Origin of the sequence: Caballeronia sp., from assembly GCF_028292365.1 — a bacterium.
Classification (GTDB): domain Bacteria; phylum Pseudomonadota; class Gammaproteobacteria; order Burkholderiales; family Burkholderiaceae; genus Caballeronia.
In genome coordinates, this window is the sequence record NZ_JAQGMM010000140.1 from 1 (window position 1) to 20,684 (window position 20,684).

At 60.1% G+C, this 20,684-nt stretch carries 15 protein-coding genes; 8 read left to right on the forward strand and 7 right to left on the reverse strand.

All coding sequences use genetic code 11. The features are described from left to right. The 4 genes from JWR14_RS08540 to tdh form a co-directional block, all read left to right on the forward strand. The coding region (locus tag JWR14_RS08540; protein WP_299704461.1) for a transporter substrate-binding domain-containing protein at positions 1–358 on the forward strand (358 nt) is incomplete at its 5' end. 300 nt (positions 359–658) lie between these two features. After that, entirely contained in the window at positions 659–1,921 is a 1,263-nt protein-coding gene (locus JWR14_RS08545; protein WP_299704464.1) for an MFS transporter, read from the forward strand. 215 nt (positions 1,922–2,136) lie between these two features. Continuing rightward, positions 2,137–3,336 (forward strand): glycine C-acetyltransferase, encoded by a 1,200-nt coding sequence (locus tag JWR14_RS08550; protein WP_299704466.1) that lies wholly within the window; start codon positions 2,137–2,139, stop codon positions 3,334–3,336. Positions 3,337–3,360: 24 nt separating this feature from the next. Beyond that, entirely contained in the window at positions 3,361–4,389 is a 1,029-nt protein-coding gene (tdh, locus tag JWR14_RS08555; protein ID WP_277045441.1) for an L-threonine 3-dehydrogenase, read from the forward strand. Positions 4,390–4,434: 45 nt separating this feature from the next. Here tdh and JWR14_RS08560 read toward each other — a convergent pair whose 3' ends face one another. The 5 genes from JWR14_RS08560 to xylA all read right to left on the reverse strand — a co-directional run bounded on the left by JWR14_RS08560 (position 4,435) and on the right by xylA (position 14,743). Continuing rightward, the gene (locus tag JWR14_RS08560; RefSeq protein ID WP_299704474.1) at positions 4,435–9,312 is read right to left on the reverse strand and encodes an NAD-glutamate dehydrogenase; all 4,878 of its coding nucleotides are present in this window, start codon (positions 9,310–9,312) and stop codon (positions 4,435–4,437) included. Positions 9,313–9,407: 95 nt separating this feature from the next. Continuing rightward, positions 9,408–10,607: a sugar ABC transporter permease gene (locus JWR14_RS08565; RefSeq protein WP_299704477.1), complete on the reverse strand. Its 1,200-nt coding sequence runs from the start codon at positions 10,605–10,607 to the stop codon at positions 9,408–9,410. Next, entirely contained in the window at positions 10,604–12,160 is a 1,557-nt protein-coding gene (gene xylG / locus JWR14_RS08570; RefSeq protein ID WP_299704480.1) for a D-xylose ABC transporter ATP-binding protein, read from the reverse strand. Before xylG ends, JWR14_RS08565 begins: the two co-directional genes overlap by 4 nt. A gap of 82 nt (positions 12,161–12,242) precedes the next feature. After that, positions 12,243–13,271, reverse strand: coding sequence for a D-xylose ABC transporter substrate-binding protein (gene xylF, locus JWR14_RS08575; protein ID WP_299704483.1), 1,029 nt, complete (start codon positions 13,269–13,271; stop codon positions 12,243–12,245). A 155-nt stretch (positions 13,272–13,426) separates the two neighbouring features. Next, on the reverse strand, positions 13,427–14,743 hold the full coding sequence (xylA, locus tag JWR14_RS08580; protein WP_299704486.1) for a xylose isomerase: 1,317 nt from the start codon (positions 14,741–14,743) through the stop codon (positions 13,427–13,429). Between the two features lie 249 nt (positions 14,744–14,992). Between xylA and JWR14_RS08585 the strand changes: the two genes are divergently transcribed. Beyond that, positions 14,993–16,201 carry a DNA-binding transcriptional regulator gene (locus tag JWR14_RS08585; protein ID WP_299704489.1) on the forward strand — a complete coding sequence of 403 codons (1,209 nt, stop codon included), beginning with the start codon at positions 14,993–14,995 and terminating at the stop codon, positions 16,199–16,201. A 26-nt stretch (positions 16,202–16,227) separates the two neighbouring features. After that, positions 16,228–17,298 (forward strand): aldose epimerase family protein, encoded by a 1,071-nt coding sequence (locus JWR14_RS08590; protein ID WP_299704492.1) that lies wholly within the window; start codon positions 16,228–16,230, stop codon positions 17,296–17,298. Positions 17,299–17,324: 26 nt separating this feature from the next. On the opposite strand, the gene JWR14_RS08595 is transcribed toward JWR14_RS08590, so the two are convergent. Both JWR14_RS08595 and JWR14_RS08600 read right to left on the reverse strand, forming a co-directional pair. Beyond that, positions 17,325–17,708: a cupredoxin family copper-binding protein gene (locus tag JWR14_RS08595; protein WP_299704495.1), complete on the reverse strand. Its 384-nt coding sequence runs from the start codon at positions 17,706–17,708 to the stop codon at positions 17,325–17,327. 26 nt (positions 17,709–17,734) lie between these two features. After that, a complete protein-coding gene (locus JWR14_RS08600; RefSeq protein ID WP_299704498.1) occupies positions 17,735–18,700 on the reverse strand; it encodes a metallophosphoesterase in 966 nt (321 codons plus the stop codon). Positions 18,701–18,994: 294 nt separating this feature from the next. Between JWR14_RS08600 and JWR14_RS08605 the strand changes: the two genes are divergently transcribed. Next, entirely contained in the window at positions 18,995–19,603 is a 609-nt protein-coding gene (locus JWR14_RS08605; RefSeq protein WP_299704501.1) for an RNA polymerase sigma factor, read from the forward strand. Next, the gene (locus JWR14_RS08610; protein ID WP_299704504.1) at positions 19,593–20,300 is read left to right on the forward strand and encodes an anti-sigma factor; all 708 of its coding nucleotides are present in this window, start codon (positions 19,593–19,595) and stop codon (positions 20,298–20,300) included. Before JWR14_RS08605 ends, JWR14_RS08610 begins: the two co-directional genes overlap by 11 nt. The last annotated feature ends 384 nt before the right edge of the window (positions 20,301–20,684 follow it).

A 20,684-nucleotide genomic window follows, 5' to 3' on the forward strand; every position in this document is an offset into this window, starting at 1 on the left:
GATCCAGGAAGCCTACGCGAAGGCCAGGTGGGCGACGGCTGGTATCGACGTCGTGTCGTATCAGGCGCAGGACCAGGTTTACGCGGACCTCGCAGCCGGTCGTCTGGATGCGGCGTTCCAGGATGCAGAAGCGGCGTCCAAGGGCTTTCTGAAGACACCGCAGGGTGCGGGCTTCGCGTTCGCCGGACCTGCTGTGGTCGATGAAAAGCTGCTCGGCGCGGGTGTGGGTTTTGGCGTGGCGAAGAATAACCACGTGCTGAAAGATGCCCTTGATAAGGCGCTGACGGATCTGAAGTCGGACGGCACTATCGACAAGCTCGGTTCGAAATACTTCGACGTGAAGGTGGTGGTGAAGTAAAAGCGTTTCGTTATCGGTCCTGCAGCGCGGGGCCGGCTCTACAAGCCAACGCCTGGCGCCAGCATGATGCCTCGCGTTTGCTTGCTGGTCTCTCGGTTACATCACCATTCATGCCACGGCCGTACGCTTTTTTGATCGCGTACGGCGCGCTGTATCATCACGGGCTAACACCAGGCTTCGAGTTCATGGCTTGATCGTCGAGCGAATTGGCGAGAGGCGCGCCGCCGCCTCACGAGCAGACGCGGCTCGAAACCAGAGTGCATTGGCCGGTCACTGCCACTCGCCCGGAGCCCATCCTTCATGACAAGCTACAAGCAAGAGCGCGCCGAACCGCTCGACGTGCCGGCCCACGCCAGCGCGCCTTCCGCGGTTGGCGCGCACAGCCCTGTTCGAGCGTTGGTCGCAGCGGTTTCAGGCTACGCGATGGACGGCTTCGATCTGCTCATCCTCGGCTTCATGCTGAACCTGATTTCCACGGACTTGGGCCTGACGAGTGCTCAAGCCGGATCGCTGGTTACGTGGACGCTCACTGGCGGGGTCGTCGGTGGCATCGGTTTCGGCATATTGAGCGACTACCTCGGCCGCGTTCGCGTGCTGACCTACACCATCCTGCTGTTTGCGCTCTTCACTGGCCTCTGCGCGTTTGCAACCGGGTATGGCGATCTGCTCGTCTACCGGTTTATTGCAGGCATCGGGCTAGGCGGCGAGTTCGGTATCGGCATGGCGCTTGCCATCGAAGCATGGCCGGCAGACCAACGCGGCCGCGTATCGTCGTATGTCGGCATGGGCTGGCAAGTGGGCGTCCTCGCGGCGGCCGTGGTCACGCCGCTGTTGCTGCCGCATATCGGCTGGCGCGGTATGTTCGTGGTCGGCCTGTTTCCCGCAGTGGGGTCGTTCGTGATCCGCAAGGCTATCGGCGAATCCGAACTGTTCGTGCGTGCGAACGCAGCGAAGAAACGCGAGTTCCCAATCAAGACCCTGTTCCGCGACAAGACCACGACCAAACATAGCATTGGCGTCGTCATCCTTTGCTCAGTTCAGAACTTCGGGTACTACGGCTTGATCGTATGGATGCCCGCTTACCTTTCGAAGATGTTCGGCTACACGCTCACCAAGTCGGCAATCTGGACCGGTGCATCGATCCTCGGCATGCTCGCCGGCATCTGGATCTTCGGCCAGCTTGCGGACCGGATAGGTCGCAAGCCGACCTTCATCGGTTATCAGGTCGGCGCACTGGTCATGGTGTTCGTCTACTCGACGCTCAGCACCCCGAATGCGCTGCTGATCGGTGGCATTTTCATGGGCTTGTTCGTGAACGGGATGATGGGCGGTTACGGAGCATTGATGGCCGAGCTCTATCCAACGCACGCTCGAAGCACCGCGCAGAACGTACTGTGGAGCATCGGGCGCGCGGTTGGCGGATTCGGTCCGCTCGTTATCGGGGCGCTTGCCACGCATTACTCGTTCGGCACGGCAATCGCCTTGCTGGCGTCGATCTATATTCTCGATCTGCTGGCAACACTCTTTCTGATTCCAGAGTTGCGCGGGGTCGCGCTGGAGTGATTCGCAACGCTGGGGCAAACCCGAATGGCTCGTTGGCACCGCGGCGTATCTCTCGTCACCGGCGTTCAGTCATGTGAAGGGTGCCAACTGCATTTCAGTGTCCGCGAATATTCGCGCGAATGGCATTTTCCTTCATACTGGCAGCCGCAGCATCGAAACGGCGTTGCCGTGCGGTCATACGTATGCGGTCGTCGTATTACTTTGGAGCATGATCCATGCATGATTCTTATCTTGAGCATGTGCGCAGTACGCTCGATCAAATTCGCGCCGACGGTTTTTACAAGTCCGAGCGCGTGATCGCGAGTCCGCAATCGGCCGACATTCGCCTGGCGGATGGCAGCGAAATGCTGAACTTCTGCGCGAACAATTACCTCGGTCTTGCCAACGACGCCCGCCTGATCGAAGCCGCCAAACAAGGCCTCGACCGCGACGGTTTCGGCATGGCGTCAGTGCGGTTTATTTGCGGTACGCAGACTGTTCACAAGGAACTCGAGCAAGCGCTTGCCACCTTCCTGCAAACCGACGACTGCATCCTGTACTCGAGTTGCTTCGATGCAAACGGCGGCCTGTTCGAAACCTTGCTGGACGAGTCCGACGCCATCATCAGCGACGAACTCAATCACGCGAGCATTATCGACGGGGTGCGTTTGTCGAAGGCCAAGCGCTACCGCTACAAGAACAACGATCTCGCAGACCTCGAGACAAAGCTTCGCGAAGCCGATGCTGCGGGCGCGCGCTTCAAGCTGATCGCCACCGACGGCGTGTTTTCGATGGACGGCATCATCGCGAATCTTGCCGGTATCTGTGACCTCGCCGATCGATACGGTGCGCTGGTGATGGTCGATGACTCGCACGCAGTCGGCTTTATCGGCGAGCACGGACGCGGCACGCCGGAGCATTGCGGCGTGCTGTCTCGCATCGACATCATCACCGGCACATTGGGCAAGGCGCTGGGCGGCGCGTCCGGTGGTTATGTGGCTGCACGCCGTGAGATTGTCGAGTTGCTGCGGCAGCGCTCGCGCCCCTATCTGTTCTCGAACACACTGACACCCAGCATTGCCGCCGCCACGCTCAAGGTGCTCGAACTGCTCGCGAGCGACGAAGGCGCCCGGTTGCGCGCCAGTGTGCGCGCCAACGGCGCCCGTTTCCGCGACGCCATGAGCAAGCTCGGTTTCACGCTCGTGCCCGGTGAACATCCGATCATCCCGGTGATGCTGGGCGACGCCCAGGTCGCGTCGCGCATGGCAGACGCGCTGCTGCATGAAGGCGTCTACGTCATAGGGTTTTCGTTTCCCGTGGTGCCGAAAGGCCGTGCCCGTATCCGCACGCAGATGAGCGCCTCGCATACGCCGGCGCAGATCGATCGCGCGGTGGATGCGTTTGCGCGCGTCGGCCGTTCACTGGGCATCATCTGAAACATCGGGACACATCGGACAATCATGAAAGCACTCGCAAAACTGGAACGTGGCCCGGGGCTGACGCTGACGCGCGTCAAGAAGCCTGAAGTCGGGCATAACGACGTCATGATCCGCATCACGCGCACGGCGATCTGCGGCACCGACATCCATATCTGGAAGTGGGATGAATGGGCGCAGAAGACGATTCCCGTGCCCATGCATGTGGGTCATGAATACGTTGGTGAGATCGTGGAAATGGGGCAGGAAGTGCGTGGCTTCGCCATCGGCGACCGCGTGTCGGGTGAAGGTCATATCACCTGCGGATTCTGCAGGAACTGTCGTGCGGGACGTCGGCATCTTTGCCGCAATACGGTGGGCGTGGGTGTGAATCGTCCCGGTGCGTTCGCCGAATTCCTCGTCATTCCGGCATTCAATGCGTTCAAGATTCCGCCGGAAATTTCCGACGACCTCGCCGCTATTTTCGACCCGTTCGGCAACGCGACGCATACGGCGCTGTCGTTTAATCTCGTCGGCGAGGATGTGCTGATCACGGGCGCTGGACCGATCGGCATCATGGCGGTGGCCATTGCCAGGCATGTGGGTGCGCGCAATGTGGTGATCACCGATGTGAACGATTACCGGCTGGACCTTGCACGCAAAATGGGTGCAACGCGAGCGGTGAATGTGTCCGAGACGTCACTGCGCGACGTCATGGCCGAGCTGCACATGATGGAAGGGTTTGACGTTGGGCTGGAAATGTCCGGCGTCCCGAGCGCGTTCACAGGCTTGCTCGAAGCGATGAATCACGGCGGCAAGGTTGCATTGCTGGGCATCCCGCCTGCGCACATGGCGATCGACTGGACCCAGGTGATATTCAAAGGGCTGGAGATCAAGGGCATCTATGGCCGCGAGATGTTCGAGACCTGGTACAAGATGGTCGCCATGCTGCAGAGCGGACTCGATCTCTCCCCTATCCTCACGCACAGCTTCGCGGTGGACGACTATGAAGCAGCCTTCGCGACCATGCTTTCAGGCCAGAGCGGCAAGGTGATTCTGGACTGGACAGTTTGAGTTTGCCGGGCTGGAGTCATGTCTATCAGACTCCAGCCCATGCAGCTACGCTCGCTCCAGCGTCGCTATCTCACGGACCACCACCAGCAGCATCGAAAGACTCGCGCCACTTGTCGCGCGCAATTCCGCCAGCAAACGCGCGTAACGTTGGACCGCGGCTTCTCTTCTGGACCGCCAGTTTTCAACGATTCCCTCGGGTGTATCGATATCGCGGGTTTGTTCGAGCGCACTGATTGTCAACGCACGCTTCAGTCGAGCCAGTTCTTCCAAAGCAGCCGCCCGCGCGAGCAAGTCCCAATGAGTGGATGCGGGCAACGCCATCGCTCGCTCGGCGATCCAGCTGTAGTTCAACAACGTGCCTATGGCGAAATAAACGCTCGCGACGGTCTCGAGGCTACGGTCGCAACTTGCCGCAACTTCAGCGCTATCCAGCACCGCAGTCGATAACTCGCCGCTCGCCACGAGCGCCGCTAGCGGACCCTCAACCCCCGCCTCCTCCAGCACGCGACGCCGTTCGGTCCATCCATCGAGTTCGTCGGCAGGCAGTAAATGCGGCAACTGCGGCGCAAGCCTCTGAGCAGCTTCACGACAGCGCGCGACACGCTCAGTCGCGAGACCAGCCTCCTCTTGCGTCGATACCTTCAAATGACGCAGGAACCAGAGCGTCGCGCCCTCCAGCAAATGCACGACATCGATGAACATTTTCGCCTGCACTTCGTCCGCTACACGATTGTCGAGCGCGTCAATATTGCGCCAGATCTCGTTCAGATCGAATACATCGCGCGCCATGATGCAGGCACGCACGATCTCGCTCGGACACGCATCGGTCTCCTCCATCAGCCGATGCACGAAAGTGCAGCCGACCCGGTTGATCAGCGCATTTGTCAGGTGCGTGGCGAGGATTTCGCGCCTGAGCGGATGGCGTTGCATCGGCTCGCTGTAACGCGCCTGCAGGGGCAGCGGAAAATAGTGAGGCAGCATGCCTGCGACAAGCACGTCCTCGGGAACATCGGAGGCGAGAAGTTCGTCGTAGAGCCACATCTTGCTGTAAGCCAGCAACACTGCGCGCTCGGGCGACGTGAGCCCAAGTTTTGCCGCCTGACGTTCGGCGATGTCTTCATCCGATGGCAGGAACTCGATCTTGCGTTTCAACCGCCCTGCGCGCTCTAGCCAGCGCATCAGCCGCGCCTCACCGTCGAGCATCTCCGCCACATAGCGGTTCGCAATCGATAACGCCTGCGTCTGCGCGTAGTTGTCGTTCAGAACGAGCAAGCCGACTTCGTCGGTCATCTCGGCAAGCAGCGCGTTACGCTGCTTTTCAGTCATCTCGCCGTCGGCAACGACCAAGCCCAGCAGGATCTTGATGTTTACTTCGTGGTCGGAGCAGTCCACGCCTGCGGAGTTGTCGATGGCATCCGTGTTGATGCGGCCGCCATGCTGTGCGTATTCGATCCGGCCGAGCTGCGTCACGCCAAGATTTCCCCCTTCGGCTACTACCTTACTGCGCAGTTCGGAGCCGTTGACGCGCACGGCGTCGTTAGTTTTGTCGCCGACCTGTGCAGGCGTCTCGCGCGTCGACTTGACGTACGTTCCCACGCCGCCGTTGTAGAGCAAATGCACATCGGCCAGCAAGATCGCGCGGATCAATTCGTTTGGTGCAAGCGTCGTGGCTGTCACGCCAAGCGCGGCCTGGACCTGCGGCGACAGCGCGATCGTTTTCGCGGTGCGCGGGAACACACCGCCACCGGCCGAAATCAGCGTCGTGTCGTAGTCTGCCCAGCTCGATCGCGGCAGCGCGAACAGCCGCTCGCGTTCGTTGAAACTCGCGGTGGTATCGGGGTTCGGATCGAGGAAGATATGGCGATGATCGAACGCCGCGATCAGGCGGATATGATGCGAGAGCAGCATGCCGTTACCAAACACATCACCTGACATGTCACCAATACCGACCACGGAGAAATCGGTCGTCTGCGTATCCACGCCCATCTCGCGCGAATGGCGCTTGACCGATTCCCACGCACCGCGCGCGGTGATCGCCATTCTCTTGTGGTCGTAGCCCACCGAACCGCCCGAAGCAAACGCGTCGTCGAGCCAGAAACCGTATTCGCGTGCGATGGCGTTCGCATAGTCGGAGAACGTGGCCGTGCCTTTGTCGGCGGCGACAACAAGGTAGGGATCGTCGGGATCATGGCGCACGGTGTCCGGCGGCGGCACAATAACGCCGGCCACGCGGTTGTCCGTCACGTCGAGCAGACCACGCAGGAACATCTGGTAGCACGCCACGCCTTCACGCGCGAACGCCTCGCGGTCCGTGACCGGCGGCGGGTTCTTCACCACAAAGCCGCCCTTCGATCCTACCGGCACGATCACGGTGTTTTTCACCATCTGCGCCTTCATGAGGCCGAGGACTTCAGTGCGAAAATCTTCTCGCCGATCCGACCATCGCAAGCCGCCTCGCGCCACCTTGCCGCCTCGCAAGTGCACACCTTCGACGCGCGGCGCATAGACCCAGATCTCGAACATCGGCTTGGGTTCAGGCAGACCCGGCACCATCGACGGATCAAGTTTGAATGACAAGTAAGCCCTGGACCTACCTTCGTCATCCTTACGAAAGTGATTGGTTCGTACGGTCGCGTTGATCACGCCCAGGAACTGCCTCAGGATGCGGTCTTCGTCGAGATTCGGGACGTTGTCGAGCGCGGCTTCTATGTCGGCCAGCACGTGTTGCGTACGGGTGTCGCGAAGTTCACGACTTTGTGGGTTATCGCCGGCCGTCCCGGGAAGCGCCGGATTGAAGCGCACCAAAAACAGTTCAAGCAACTTGCGCGCGATCATCGGGTTGCCGGTGAGCGCGCGTTCTATATAGGCGTCGCTGAATGTAGACCCTACTTGCCGCAGATACTTCGCGTAAGCACGCAGGATCGTCACGTCACGGGCGCCGAGTTGCGCACGCAACACCAGTCTGTTGAATCCATCGTTCTCGACTTCACCCGTCCAGACGCTCGCGAACGCGTTCTCGAACAACTCCTTGACGCGATCGATATCGAACTCCACGTCGTCGGCAAGCTCCAGGCCGAAGTCGTGTATCCACGCGTGCGGCGCGCCCAGCGGTTCGATCCGGTACGGCCGTTCTTCATCCACGCGTACGCCAAGGTGCTCCAGCATCGGCAGGCTATGCGACAGCGCAATCGGGTCACCCACCCGGTACACCTTGAAGCGAAACGCCCGGCGCCCGGCCTCAATCGGCCTGTAAAGGCTCATCGCGAGACCGCCCGCCCTCACTTGCGTTTGCTCGATCAATTCGATGTCGCGTACCGCCGTGCGAGCCGGATAATCCTCGCGATAACCCGCCGGGAACGAATCCGCGTATCGATTCAAAAGCCGGTTGCCCTGCTCCTCGCCGAAGCTGTCGATCAACGCATCCGCGAGATCGTCCTGCCAGCGGCGCGCGACCTGCACGATCCGCTGCTCGAGTTCGCGCGTATCGGCTTCGGGGATCGTGCCTTTATCCGAGCGCACCGTAATATAGATGCGCGCGAGCGGAGACTCTGACAACAGAGGCGTGAACTCGATGCTCTTGCCGTTGAACGCCTCCATGAGCACCTTCGCGATGCGTTTGCGCAGGTCCGTGTTGAACTTGTCGCGCGGCACGAACACAAGGCATGAAACAAAGCGGTCGAACCGATCGCGTCGCACGAATAGCCGTGTGCGCTGATGCTCCTGCAAACGCAGCACGCCGAGTGCGATATCGAACAGGTCGTCTTCATCCGCTTCGAAGAGTTCTTCGCGCGGATATTGTTCGAGCACGGTCACTAGCGATTTATGCAGATGCCCCTTCGCCAGAAAGCCGGCACGCCTGATGATGTTCGCGCATTTGCGCCGCACGATCGGAATTTCGGAGGTAGGGACCAGATACGCGGTAGAGGTGTACAAGCCAATAAACCGCCGCTCCCCGATCACCTTGCCATCCGCGCCAAGGCGCTTCACGCCAACGTAGTCCAGATAACCCGGCCTATGCACGGTCGCCCGCGAATTCGCCTTGGTGAGAAAGATCGGCGCGGAGCCATTGATGATGGCAGCAGCGGCAGGAGGCAATGGCGTGGTGTTATCGGCTGAAGGCGGGCGCAGGCTTTCGCGCAACAGTCCCGCACCGGAGCCCGGTACACCGCGTAGCGCAAAACCGCTATCTTGCGTAATGAGTTCGTAGTCGCGGTGTCCGAGGAAGGTGAAATGATCCGCCACCATCCACTCCAGGAACGCGCGTGCCTCCACACCGTCCGCATTGGTCTCGCGCGCTTTCATTTCACCTATGGTTGCACGCGCGACCTCAACGATCTTCGGCCAGTCTTCCACCGATGCACGTACGTCGCCGAGCACACGCGCAATGTCGCTGCGCAGCTCATCGAGCTTTGCTGCTTCGCCGCAGCGGTCAACTTCAAAGTGGATAAACGATTCAAGGCGCGATTGCGGATCGCCACCGTCGACGTGACCCAGCGCAATACGCGTGATCGCCCCGCTTGCGTCGCGGGAGACCCGGAACACCGGATGAATTGCCGAATGCATCGCGAGACCAAGACGGTTGACCGCCATGGTGACGGAGTCGACGAGGAACGGCATGTCGTCGTTGACGATCTCGACCACCGTGTGATCGGAATGCCAGCCGTGCTGTTCGAGGTTGGGGTTGTAGACCCGCAGGACTTCGCGGCCCGTCGTGAATTTCTGCGCCGTCTGCCAGTGCGCCATGGCCGCGCCGTAGAGATCGGCTATATCGCGGCTCTGGACGTCTTCGGGGTCCGCAAGCTCGTAGTAGTGGCTCAGGAGCGGTTCGACGACATTGAACGCGGGCTCTGGAAGCCGTCCCCGCGCAAAGTCGACTACATCGGTGAGAAGGTGCGCAACGCGTTCTTCGCTCTTGGTCAGCATGTCGTCTCCCGGATCTGGCGCGTTCGGTGCTCGAATTATGCGCCAAGTTTTGTGACACTTGAGCGCGAGAAGCACCGTCCGCGGAAACCCTGACACTAACGCTGATTAGAGCCCGACACGACATCGATCCACACCGCGAGGACGAGAATGCCGCCCTTCACGATCATCTGCCAATACGAATCCACATCCAGCATGGACATGCCATTGTCCAGGCTTGCCATGACCAGCGCCCCGATCAATGCGCCGTAGACGGTCCCCGAACCACCGCGCATGGAAGTCCCGCCAATAAAGCACGCGGCAATGGCGTCGAGCTCGCCCATCGTTCCCGCCGATGGCGACCCGGCCGCCAGCCGCGCCGTGTTGACGAGTCCGGCAAGCGCGCACATCAGGCCCATCAACGCGAAGATCATCAGCTTCACGCGGTTCGTATTCACGCCCGACAAACGCGTTGCTTCGAGGTTTGAACCGACTGCATAAATGCGCCGGCCGAACACGGTCTGCGTGGCGATATAGGTGAAAATACCGAGCAACGCGAGCAGCAGCAACACGGGTACGGGAATACCGCCGTACCGGTTCAGCGTGGTCACGAACGCGACCAGCACGAGCCCCGCCGCCACAATCTTCACGCCGTCCTGCCACAGCGGCACGACCGGGAGCTTGTAACGCAGACGGTTCTGACGCTGGCGCACGGTCAGCGTAACGAGCAACGCGAACAGCACGACAGCAAGCGCATTGCCCGCCATGCCCGGCAAATATCCCTGGCCGATGAACACCAGGTTGCTGGACACCGGCGCGATCGTCGAACCACCAGTCACACCGAGCAGCACACCCCGATACGCCAGCATGCCGCCAAGCCCGACGATGAACGACGGCACCCGCAGATAAGTCGACCACCAGCCATTGAACATGCCGATTGCAATGCCGAGCAGCATGACCGCCGGCACGGTGAACTGGATCGGCCAGTGATGCGAGACATCGAGAATGGCGGCCACGCCGCCGAGCAAACCAAGCAACGAGCCGACCGAGAGATCGATCTCTCCCGAGATGATCACGAACACCATGCCGCATGCGAGCATGCCGGTGATCGACATTTGCCGTAGCAGGTTCGACAGATTGCGTGGCGTGACAAACGCACCATCGGTGAGGAAGGAAAAGAAGATCCAGATGACACTTACCGCGAGCAGCAACGCGAGCAACTTGTATCGCGTGAAAAGCTGCTTGAAGCGCTGCCCGGATGTGTTGCTCGAGCTGCCAGTGGCGCTGCGTTTAGGCGACGAGGTGACGTCAGGAGTCATGCGACGCTCGCTTGAAAAGAGTTTGTTTGTGGGGTCGCGCGAATGGCCGCCGCCAGGAGTTGTTCTTGCGTGAGCCCTTCATTAATAAAGTCGCCACGGAGTTGGCCTTCGCCTATCACGAGCACACGGTCACTCACGCCTAGCACTTCATTCAATTCCGACGACACCACGATGATCGACACGCCGCGCCGGGCCAGCGCGAACATGAGCTTGTAGATCTCGAACTTGGCGCCGACATCTACTCCTCGCGTGGGTTCATCGAGGATAAGAATTTCCGGGTCGGTGAGCAGCATCTTGGTCAGCACGGCCTTCTGCTGGTTGCCGCCGGAGAGGCTGGCAATAGATAGCATTGGCGTGGCGGCACGCACGGAGAGCCGCTTCATTTCTGTATGGATCGTGTCGAGTTCGGCAGCGGAATCTATGCGGCCGCCCTTCGCAAAACGGTTCAGCACGGCCAGCGTGATGTTATGTCCCACACCCAGTTGCGGCACGATGCCGTGACGCTTGCGGTCCTCGGGCACCATGCCGATACCGGCATCGATCGCGTTGGCCGGGGTCTTGATCTTGAGGCGCTTGCCGTTCAGATAAACCTCCGCCTCACTGACGCCCGGATACGCGCCGAAGATCGCCTGCATCAGTTCGGTCCGCCCCGCGCCGACCAGTCCGGCAACGCCGAGAATTTCGCCTTTGCGCAGCGAAAACGAGACGTCGTCCACGCGCTTGCGCCGGGGATTGGTCACATCAAAACAGGTGACGTGGCGCGCTTCGAAGATCACTTCGCCAATCTCGTGCGGCTCACGCGGGAACAGGTTCTTGATCTCCCGGCCGACCATCATCGCAATGATGCTGTTCGTGCTCAGGTCTTTCATGGGCTGCGTGCTGACATGCTTACCGTCGCGGATCACCGTGATGGTGTCGCAGACCGCTTCCACCTCGTCGAGCTTGTGCGAGATATACACGCACGCCACGCCGCGTTTTTTCAAGTCGCGCACGATGTCCAGCAAGATGCGGATTTCGCTCGCCGTCAATGACGACGAAGGTTCATCGAGGATCAGCAACTTCGCGCGCTTGTTCAACGCCTTGGCAATCTCGATCAGTTGCTGATGGCCGCCGCCATAATTCATCACCGGCTGAGCCACGTTGATGCCGCTGATGTTCAGCTCACGCAGCAATTCGTCGGCGCGCTGATACATTGCGGCGTAGTTCATCCGGCCGCCGCTCAGCGTGATTTCATTGCCGAGGAAGATGTTCTCCGCCACGGACAACTGCGGCACCAGCATCAATTCCTGATGGATGATGACAATGCCGGCATCCTCTGTTTCGCGGATAGTCGATGCCTGTAAAGGCTTGCCTTCCCAGAGAATTTCTCCTTCCCACGTACCGTGCGGATAGACGCCGGACAACACTTTCATCAGCGTCGATTTGCCTGCGCCGTTTTCGCCGCACAAACCCACGCATTCCCCGGGCGAGACCACGAGGTCAATACCATCAAGCGCCTTCACACCGCCAAACGTCTTGACGATGCCGTGCATTTCCAGCAGCGCGTTTGCCATGCGGTTTTTATCCTGGACAGTGAATCAGCGTGAAGGCCCCAACTCAAGCGGCCCTCACGCCCGGCATGACGCAGCAGAGTGCTTAGTTCCCTGCCAACTGGGCCTGCGTATAGAAGCCGTCCTTCACCACGGTGTCGACATTGCTCTTGGTCAGGAGCGTCGGCTGCAGCAACACTGTGTTGACCTGCTTCTTGCCATTGTCGTATTTCGCGTTATAGGCCGGTTGCTGCCCTTTCGCCAGGTCCACCGCCAGTTTGGCCGCTTCACCCGCAATCAGCTTCAGCGGTTTATAGACGGTCATGGTCTGCGTGCCATCCACCAGGCGCTTGACTGCCGCCAGGTCGGCATCCTGTCCGGAGATAGGCACCTTGCCCGAAAGGTGTTGCGCGGCCAGCGCCTGGATGGCGCCACCCGCCGTGCCGTCATTGGACGCAACAATGGCGTCGATCTTGTTGTTGTTCGCCGTGAGTGCATCTTCCGTGATGCGCAGCGCGGTCGCAGCGCTCCATTCCGGCACCCATTGCTGGCCGACAATCTTGATGTCGCCGCGATCAATGGCTGGCTTCAGGATCTTCAATTGCCCTTCACGCAGCATCTTCGCGTTGTTGTCGGTCGGTGCGCCACCGAGCATGAAGTAGTTACCCTTAGGCTGGGCATTGAACACGCCTTGCGCCTGCATTTCGCCGACCTTCTCGTTATCGAACGAGATATAGGCGTCCACATCCGCGTCCAGGATCAGGCGGTCATACGACACCACCTTGATGCCCGCCTTCTTCGCTTCGGCCACCACATTGCCGAGGGTTTTCGAATTGAACGGCACGATCACGATGACATCAACGCCTCGCGAGATCAGGTTTTCAATCTGCGATATCTGCCGTTCTTCGCTGGCATCGGCGGATTGGACGGATACCTTGGCGCCCAGCTTCGTGGCAGCGGCCACGAAGTAATCCCGGTCGCGCGACCAGCGCTCGACCCGCAGGTCGTCAATACAGAAGCCAATTTCAGGCTTGTCCTTGCTCGCATGAGCCAGGGTAGGAAGCACGGTCAACGTGGCGAACATCGCTCCACAGACCAGCGTCCCGAGTACGGCACGGCGTTTTACAGACTTCATGTCTCACTCCTTTTTTATGGTTGACGGGCCGATACGTCTCCTGCGCGGCGGGTCAGGGCAACGCATGTGCGAGAGAAGGGACGTCGGCGGAATCTACTGCTTGCGCCGCGAATCGATGTTCGCGGTCGTCGGTTTTACTGATTACTTGCTACTGCTTACTTGTATATCGCCCTGTTGACGATATTTTCGAGTTGCTCTTGTTGCCCGCTCACATGCTGAGGGTTCACACGGCGTCCTAGCGCATCCATGGCCAGCGATTCAAGAGAGTAACCGCCAGAGAGTATCTTGCGGCCAAATTCCGTGTCCCAACCCGCGTAGCGCTGGGTCTTGAACTCGGCAAGCTTGTCGTTCTCAACCAGCGTGGCCGCCCGTTCAAGCGCGATGGCTATGACATCGATTGCGCCTATGTGCCCAAAGAACAGATCCTCGGGCGCTACGCTCTGGCGCCGTACCTTAGCATCGAAATTCATGCCGCCACTGCTAAAGCCGCCATGTCGCAGGATTTCATACAGCGCCAGCGTCAGCTCTTCAACGCTGTTCGGAAACTGGTCGGTGTCCCAGCCGTTTTGCGGATCACCGCGATTCGCGTCGACGCTGCCAAAGATGCCGAGTGAGTAAGCGGTCGCAATCTCGTGGTGGAACGAATGTCCCGCGAGCGTTGCGTGATTCGCTTCAATATTCACGCGGATTTCATTTTGCAACCCGAACTGCGCGAGAAAACCGTGGACCGTCGCGACGTCGTAATCGTATTGGTGCTTGGTCGGCTCTTGGGGTTTCGGTTCGATCAGCAAAGCGCCTTTGAAACCCGTCTTGTGCTTGTGCTCCACCACCATGTTGAGGAAGCGCCCAAGCTGGTCCCGTTCGCGCTTGAGATCGGTATTCAGCAGCGTGTCATACCCCTCCCGGCCGCCCCACAACACATAGTTTTCACCACCAAGCCTATGGGTGGCCTCAAGCGCCTGGAACACCTGGGTGGCCGCGAACGCAAACACTTCGGGGTTCGGATTGGTAGCTGCGCCGGCTGCGTAGCGCGGATGCGAGAACAGGTTCGCCGTCCCCCACAACAGCTTGATGCCCGTCTCTTCCTGCTTGGCCGCCAGATAGTCCGTGACGCCTTTGAAGTTGTTGACGTAGTGCTTGATGCTGTCACCTTCAGGTGACACGTCTGTGTCATGGAAGGTGTAATACGGCGCGCCCAGTTTCGAGAAGAATTCGAACGCCGAATCGGCTTTTACGTGGGCTCGTTCTATTGGATCGCCGGGTTGCTGCCACGGCCGGTGAAAGGTGCCCTGCCCGAACATGTCCACGCCGGGCCATACGAACGTATGCCAGTAACAGACCGCCAGTCGCAAGTGATCCTCCATGCGCTTGCCAAGCACCAGCTTGTCGCGATCGTAATGACGATAGGCAAAAGGATTGTTGGACTCTGGGCCTTCATACCGCACGGCCGGCAAATGTTCGAAATATGACATGGCGTCTCCTTCTTTTTAATGTGACACCATGCTGCCAGCATCGTCGCGCTGTGGGCAATTGCGAAATCCGCCAGCGCTCATGGTGTTTCTTCAGGTAAGTAATAATCAGGCTGGCGGTTGTCTGGTGCGCGCGCCTAGAATCAGCAAACGCTAAAAAGACCCCGTAAAAAACAGGCGCATATTGCGCTGCAACGGAGACGACGGGCATATCGTGGCCCTGCGCCACGATATGCACTCGTCCGGAGTTCGATGACACGACCACAGACCGCTCAGGCGTCGCACCGGATCGCGCTGCTGTTCAACGCGAACAAGGTGTATGACCGCGAGGTCATTACCGGCATAGGCAATTATTTGCTATCCACGCGTGTCGCATGGGACCTTTTCCTGGAAGAGGATTTTCGCTGTCGCCTGAATGGCATCGAACGTTTTGAAGGCGATGGCATCATCGCGGATTTCGACGATCCGGCTGTCGCCGAAGCACTCGGCGATTCGCAACTGCCCGTGGTCGCGGTGGGGTCGTCTTATGCGGACCCCGCGTGTTATCCAGCGAGGCTGCCGTATATTGCAACCGACAACGCGAAGCTGATGTCGCTTGCGTACACGCATCTGATCGGTGCCGGCTTGCAGCGTTTCGCGCTTTACAGCCTGCCTGAAGCGCCCGAAAACCGCTGGGCGCAGGAACGTGAACTGGCCTTCAAGGCGCTGCTCGCAGCCGACGGGCTGGAAGCAGATATTCATCGCGGTTTGCCGACCAGCGCGCCGGTCTGGAGTCAGGCAAGCGCGCAACTGACCTCGTGGCTCGAGAGTCTGCCGAAGCCCGTGGGCGTGATCGCCGTGACCGATGCCCGCGCGCGGCATCTGCTGCAGGCGTGCCTCATATCGGGTATTCCCGTGCCTGAGCAAGTGGCCATCATCGGCATAGACAACGATCCGCTGACTCGCTCGCTTACTCGCATTCCACTGTCTTCCGTGATCCAGGGAACCGAGGAAATGGGCCGGACCGCGGCACATCTGCTGCACCAGATGCTGGGCGGCGCGCGCTTTCACGGCAGGCGCATTCTTGTGCCGCCGGTGGGCATCAACGTGCTTGAATCGACAAAGCATCAACCGGTCTCGAGCCCCTATGTCATGCGTGCGCGCCACTATATCCGGCAATACGGGTGTCAAGGCATCAAGACCGAACAAGTGGCCGATTACGTGGGCGTGTCGCGCTCGTCGCTGGAGGATCACTTCCGCCGCGAACTCGGCTGCACCGTGCATCAGGAGATCCTGAATCACAAACTCGATATCGCGAAGCAACTCCTCGCGCGTCACGATTTATCGAGCGCCGAAGTGGCCATTCGCTGCGGCTTCACTTCGCTGCAATACATGTACGCCGTGTTCCGTCGCGAGCTGGACTGCACGCCGCGCGAATATCAGGAGCGCCTGCCGGTTGCGCCCTGTGCACAACCCGGCTGATCCCGCTCTTTATGAACCTAGCCGATATGCCCACCCCTCTCCGTCCAGGCTCCGTGCGCGTCAGTGTTGAACGCTGGGGAGAGTTGCCCGGCGGCGATGTTGCGCGCCTGTTCACGCTGCGTAATGTGCATGGCATGCGCGTCGCAATCAGTGATCTCGGTGCGACGCTGGTCTCGTGGAATACCGCCGATCGCGCGGGACGCGTGGCCGATGTCCTGCTGGGTCACGACACGCCCGCCGAATATTTCGCGGGCCATGCTTATTTGGGAGGCGTGATCGGACGCTGGGCAAACCGCATTGAGAACGCGCGTTTCGCGCTCGACAACGTTGCTTATTCGCTTGATCGCAATGAGGGCGGCAACCTGCTGCATGGCGGTGCGGCGGGCTTTCATCGCGCACTATGGGACGCGCAGGAAGTGGATGGCGGACTGGTCCTCACGCATGAGTCGCCGGAGGGCGACGCGGGTTTTCCCGGCAATGTATCGACCACGTTACGCTACACGCTCGACGACGAAGGCACGCTGACGCTCGCGTATGAAGCCGTATCGGATGCGCCTACGCCGTTGAACCTGACCAACCACGCGTGCTTCAACTTGTCGGGCGACGAAACCGCCGATATCCGCGGCCATGTGATTTCAATCGATGCCGACACGTTCTTCGAAGTCGACGACGCGCTGATCCCCGAAGGCCGCGCGCAGGTCGCGGGCCATGCGTTCGATTTCCGCGCAAGTGCTCCGCTTGGCGCACGGCTCGACTGGCCGCACGATCAGCTCGCGCGTGCAGGCGGTTTCGATCACTGTTATGTCGTGGGTGAAAACGGTAAAACGCTCAAACCCGTCGTGCGGCTGTACGACCCCGGCAGTGGCCGAGAGTTGACGATGGGTACCAACGCACCGGGTGTTCAGTTCTACACCGGCAATCATCTCGATGGCATCGTGGGACGGCATGGACGGCGTTACGGCAAACACGCCGGCCTGTGCCTCCAGGCCGGCGCGTTCCCGAATCAGGTCAACATGGCGGATGCGGGCAGCGTGATCGTGCGCCCTGGTGAACCGTACCGGCAGGTCACGTGGTATCGGCTCGGCTTGCAGCAATAGCCGGCAATAGCCCACATTCGTCCCTACTATTTCACAACGATCGTGCCCGTCATATGCGGGTGGATCGAACAGAAATACTTGTACGTGCCGGGCTTCGTGAACGTCTGTGAAAAGTGTTCTCCGGAATCGAGCGGCGCCGACTTGAATTCGCGTGGCGTTGCATCGTTGACGATGGTATGAGGCATATCGTCATGATTCTCCCAGGTCACGGTCGACCCGGCTGCAACCGACAACTGAGCAGGACTAAACGAAAAATTGTCGATTACTACAGTGGCCGGCTTTGTATTGGCGGCGAATGCGGGTGCAGCCACCAGCGCCGTTGCAATCCACAAGGCGGCAATCATTTTAGCGGCCCGCTTGGCCACCTGCTTAACCACCCCCACACGCCGAAGCGCTGGCATTGTCATCATTATTCTCCGCTTGTTCAAGTTGGCGCTCATACGCTGAGCCGCGTGTCGACAACGGCCAGTTCGGCCTTGCCCGGGACATAGTTGACCGAACGCACGCCCAGCATCTTGCGTAGCGTGTCGGCGGGGACTTTCATCGGACCAGGACCTGCCGCCGTGCCCGGCGCCGGCTGCGGAAAGGCGGTCGACAACGCGGAGTAAAAGCTGATCTCGCCTTCAACCTTTTGTGCGACCTGATGCACGTGACCGTTGAGCACCGTGACCGAGCCGAAACGCTTCATCATGCTCAACGCCTGCGCGCTGTCATCGGTGCCCCAGCCCCACTGCGGATACAAAGACCAGAGCGGGATATGCGCGAACACCACAATTGGCATGCTGCTCGTGCGTGCCTGCAGGTCTTTCTTCAGCCACGCCAGTTGCTCATCGCCGAGAAATCCCAGGCCGCCGCCGCGCAGATCCAGCACGTTGGTCAATCCGATGAAATGCACCCCGCCCTGGTCGAAGCTGTACCACTTGGGGTCCGCGGGTTTGGCGAAGCGCTCGAAATACGAACCGCCGTCATCGACAAGCACGTCGTGTTCGCCAGGTACGTAGTGCACGTCGAGACCGGCGCTCTTGATGACCTGCGTGGCGGTGTCGAACTCGTCGGGCTTGGACAGGTGGCTGATGTCGCCGGTGTGGATGATAAACCTGGGCTTTTCCGAGCTCGTGCGGATCTTGTCGACGGCTTCCTTCAAGGTGCTCGTCGGGTCGACGTTCGGGTCCTTGTTGAAGCCGATGTGACTGTCGCTGATCTGCACAAAACTGAACGCATGACGGTTAACTTCGGCCGCCTGCGCAGTGCCGCTTATCAGCTTCGAACCCGGCACGCCGCCGTTCATGGTCCATAGCATGCCCGCACCGGCCCATGCCATGCACGTCAGTGCGGTGCGCCGTCTGGCGCCGTGTTCCGTGAGGGGTTCCGGGGGGAGGATTTTCTTGTCGAGGTCGGGCATGAACGGCTCCTGGTGGATGGGTGTACAAAACGGGTATGCACGGTATGTGTGCATTGCCCCATGTCCACCAAACTCGGGCGTCCGGCGGTTTATTCCCGGTACATTTTTTCGCCAGACTCGCATAATCGGGAATAAATCGGGAAGCCGACCGGTAAGGTCAGTTGAGAGCCGGCATCTTGCCTCGTGGTGTTGCGGTACCGCAATATCCGCCGACCGGCGACCCGTCATTCGCATGAGCGCGTGGCGCATGTTCATTACGTTCCGCGGCAACATCGGTTGCCAGGGAGAGTACCGATGGCGAAGCCCTCGCCGGATCGCTTTGACGCGGTGATGCTGCCGCATCTGGACGCGGCGTATAACCTTGCCCGCTGGTTGAGCGGTAGTCCTACGGATGCCGACGATGTCGTGCAGGAAGCCTTCCTGAGAGCCTTTCGTTTCTTCGATGGCTACGAGGGCGACAATCCGCGCGCCTGGCTGCTGGCGATCGTGCGCAACACGTGGTTCACCGAGTGGCGCAGGCAACATAACCGCGCTGATGCCACGCCCTACGACGACTCGCTCAATGTCAACGATCAGCTCCCCGGCTGGGCCGATGAAAGCGGCGACGATCCGGAGAAGCTGGCCGTGCGACAGGACGAGACCGAACTCGTGCATCGCGCATTGGCTACGTTGCCGGTTGAATATCGCGAGGTGATCGTGTTGCGCGAGCTGGAAGACATGAGCTACAAGGACGTGGCGGCGGTGGCGGGGATACCCATGGGGACAGTCATGTCGCGGCTTTCGCGTGCACGCCGCCTGTTGTGCACGGCTGTAAGAGCGGCGCAGGGCGGGCCGGAACAGCAGGCGATCCGCCTGGTCAAAACACCACCCGCCGGTCCTGAGGAGTCCAAGCGTGGAAACTAGATCTAATTTATCGTCCGATGTAACGCTCGCTGAGAAGCTGCGCGACGGCTCGCTTTACGAACGGGCTCCGGAATCCTTGCGTTCGCAGGTGCAAGCCCGGTTGAAAGCTGAAACAGCGAGGAAGAGTCCGTCGCCCTGGAACTGGTCTTGGCGCATGTCAGGACTGCCGTTCATTGGCGGAGGAGTGGCAGGGATCGGCTTGTGTTCGCTGGTCTTCATGACGCTGCTCTGGACCCAGCAGCCACCCCGTGGCGGTGACCTGCAACAGGAGATCGTTTCGAGCCATGTGCGGGCGTTGATATCGGAGCGCCCGATGGACGTGCTGTCGAGCGACCAGCATACGGTCAAGCCCTGGTTCAACGGGCGCATTGACTATGCACCGCCCGTGGTCGATCCCCAGGCTCAAGGCTTCCCGCTGGTCGGCGGCCGGCTCGATTACGTGGATCATCGCCCCGTTGCCGTCATGATCTACAGGTACTTGAAGCATCCGATCGACTTGTATGTCTTCCCTGATGACCATGGCAAAAGCGATGGCAAAACCGCGTCGTCGTCCACGCCTCTGACGACGCAATCCACCGATGGTTATTCGCTGGTCGAGTGGCGTCAGGACGGCATGGTGTATTGGGCAATCAGCGACGCGTCGCCGGTCTACATCAAGCGGTTCGCCGAGGCGATCAGGGCGGGAACACGGCAGTAAGCGGGATCGCTTGGCTTTGACACCGGCTGTCCGCGGTTCACTGGTTCGTGGACAGCGGGCAAACCCGTCATGGCGCGACCGGAACCACTGCTGCGCTGCAGCTTTGTCCGGCTTCGCGCTCCCGTCGCCCGCCGCTTTTTTACCGGCGGCAAGAAGCGTCGCGGTTTTGCTTCTCCCACAGCAGCGTTAGTCGCTGCATCAGCACCTCCTCTTCGATCCAGTCGCCATTAGCGCCGCCATTCGCGCGCACAGACGTTCGCGGGCGCCCGCTTGTGCCTGAACACGATTCGGCGTCTCATGTAAACAACACTCCGCATCGGGAATTATCGGGCGAGGTAATCGTTTTCAACCATAAGAGCCATGCCGCAGGGCCGCTGGGATGAA

Bases quoted from the DNA above. Each gene is read 5' to 3' on its own strand.
- xylF (WP_299704483.1), bottom strand. From the start codon at position 13,271: ATGAAGTCTGTAAAACGCCGTGCCGTACTCGGGACGCTGGTCTGTGGA.
- xylG (WP_299704480.1), bottom strand. From the start codon at position 12,160: ATGGCAAACGCGCTGCTGGAAATGCACGGCATCGTCAAGACGTTTGGC.
- JWR14_RS08565 (WP_299704477.1), bottom strand. From the start codon at position 10,607: ATGACTCCTGACGTCACCTCGTCGCCTAAACGCAGCGCCACTGGCAGC.
- JWR14_RS08585 (WP_299704489.1), top strand. From the start codon at position 14,993: ATGACACGACCACAGACCGCTCAGGCGTCGCACCGGATCGCGCTGCTG.
- JWR14_RS08590 (WP_299704492.1), top strand. From the start codon at position 16,228: ATGCCCACCCCTCTCCGTCCAGGCTCCGTGCGCGTCAGTGTTGAACGC.
- tdh (WP_277045441.1), top strand. From the start codon at position 3,361: ATGAAAGCACTCGCAAAACTGGAACGTGGCCCGGGGCTGACGCTGACG.
- JWR14_RS08545 (WP_299704464.1), top strand. From the start codon at position 659: ATGACAAGCTACAAGCAAGAGCGCGCCGAACCGCTCGACGTGCCGGCC.
- xylA (WP_299704486.1), bottom strand. From the start codon at position 14,743: ATGTCATATTTCGAACATTTGCCGGCCGTGCGGTATGAAGGCCCAGAG.
- JWR14_RS08605 (WP_299704501.1), top strand. From the start codon at position 18,995: ATGGCGAAGCCCTCGCCGGATCGCTTTGACGCGGTGATGCTGCCGCAT.
- JWR14_RS08560 (WP_299704474.1), bottom strand. From the start codon at position 9,312: ATGCTGACCAAGAGCGAAGAACGCGTTGCGCACCTTCTCACCGATGTA.
- JWR14_RS08600 (WP_299704498.1), bottom strand. From the start codon at position 18,700: ATGCCCGACCTCGACAAGAAAATCCTCCCCCCGGAACCCCTCACGGAA.
- JWR14_RS08550 (WP_299704466.1), top strand. From the start codon at position 2,137: ATGCATGATTCTTATCTTGAGCATGTGCGCAGTACGCTCGATCAAATT.
- JWR14_RS08595 (WP_299704495.1), bottom strand. From the start codon at position 17,708: ATGATGACAATGCCAGCGCTTCGGCGTGTGGGGGTGGTTAAGCAGGTG.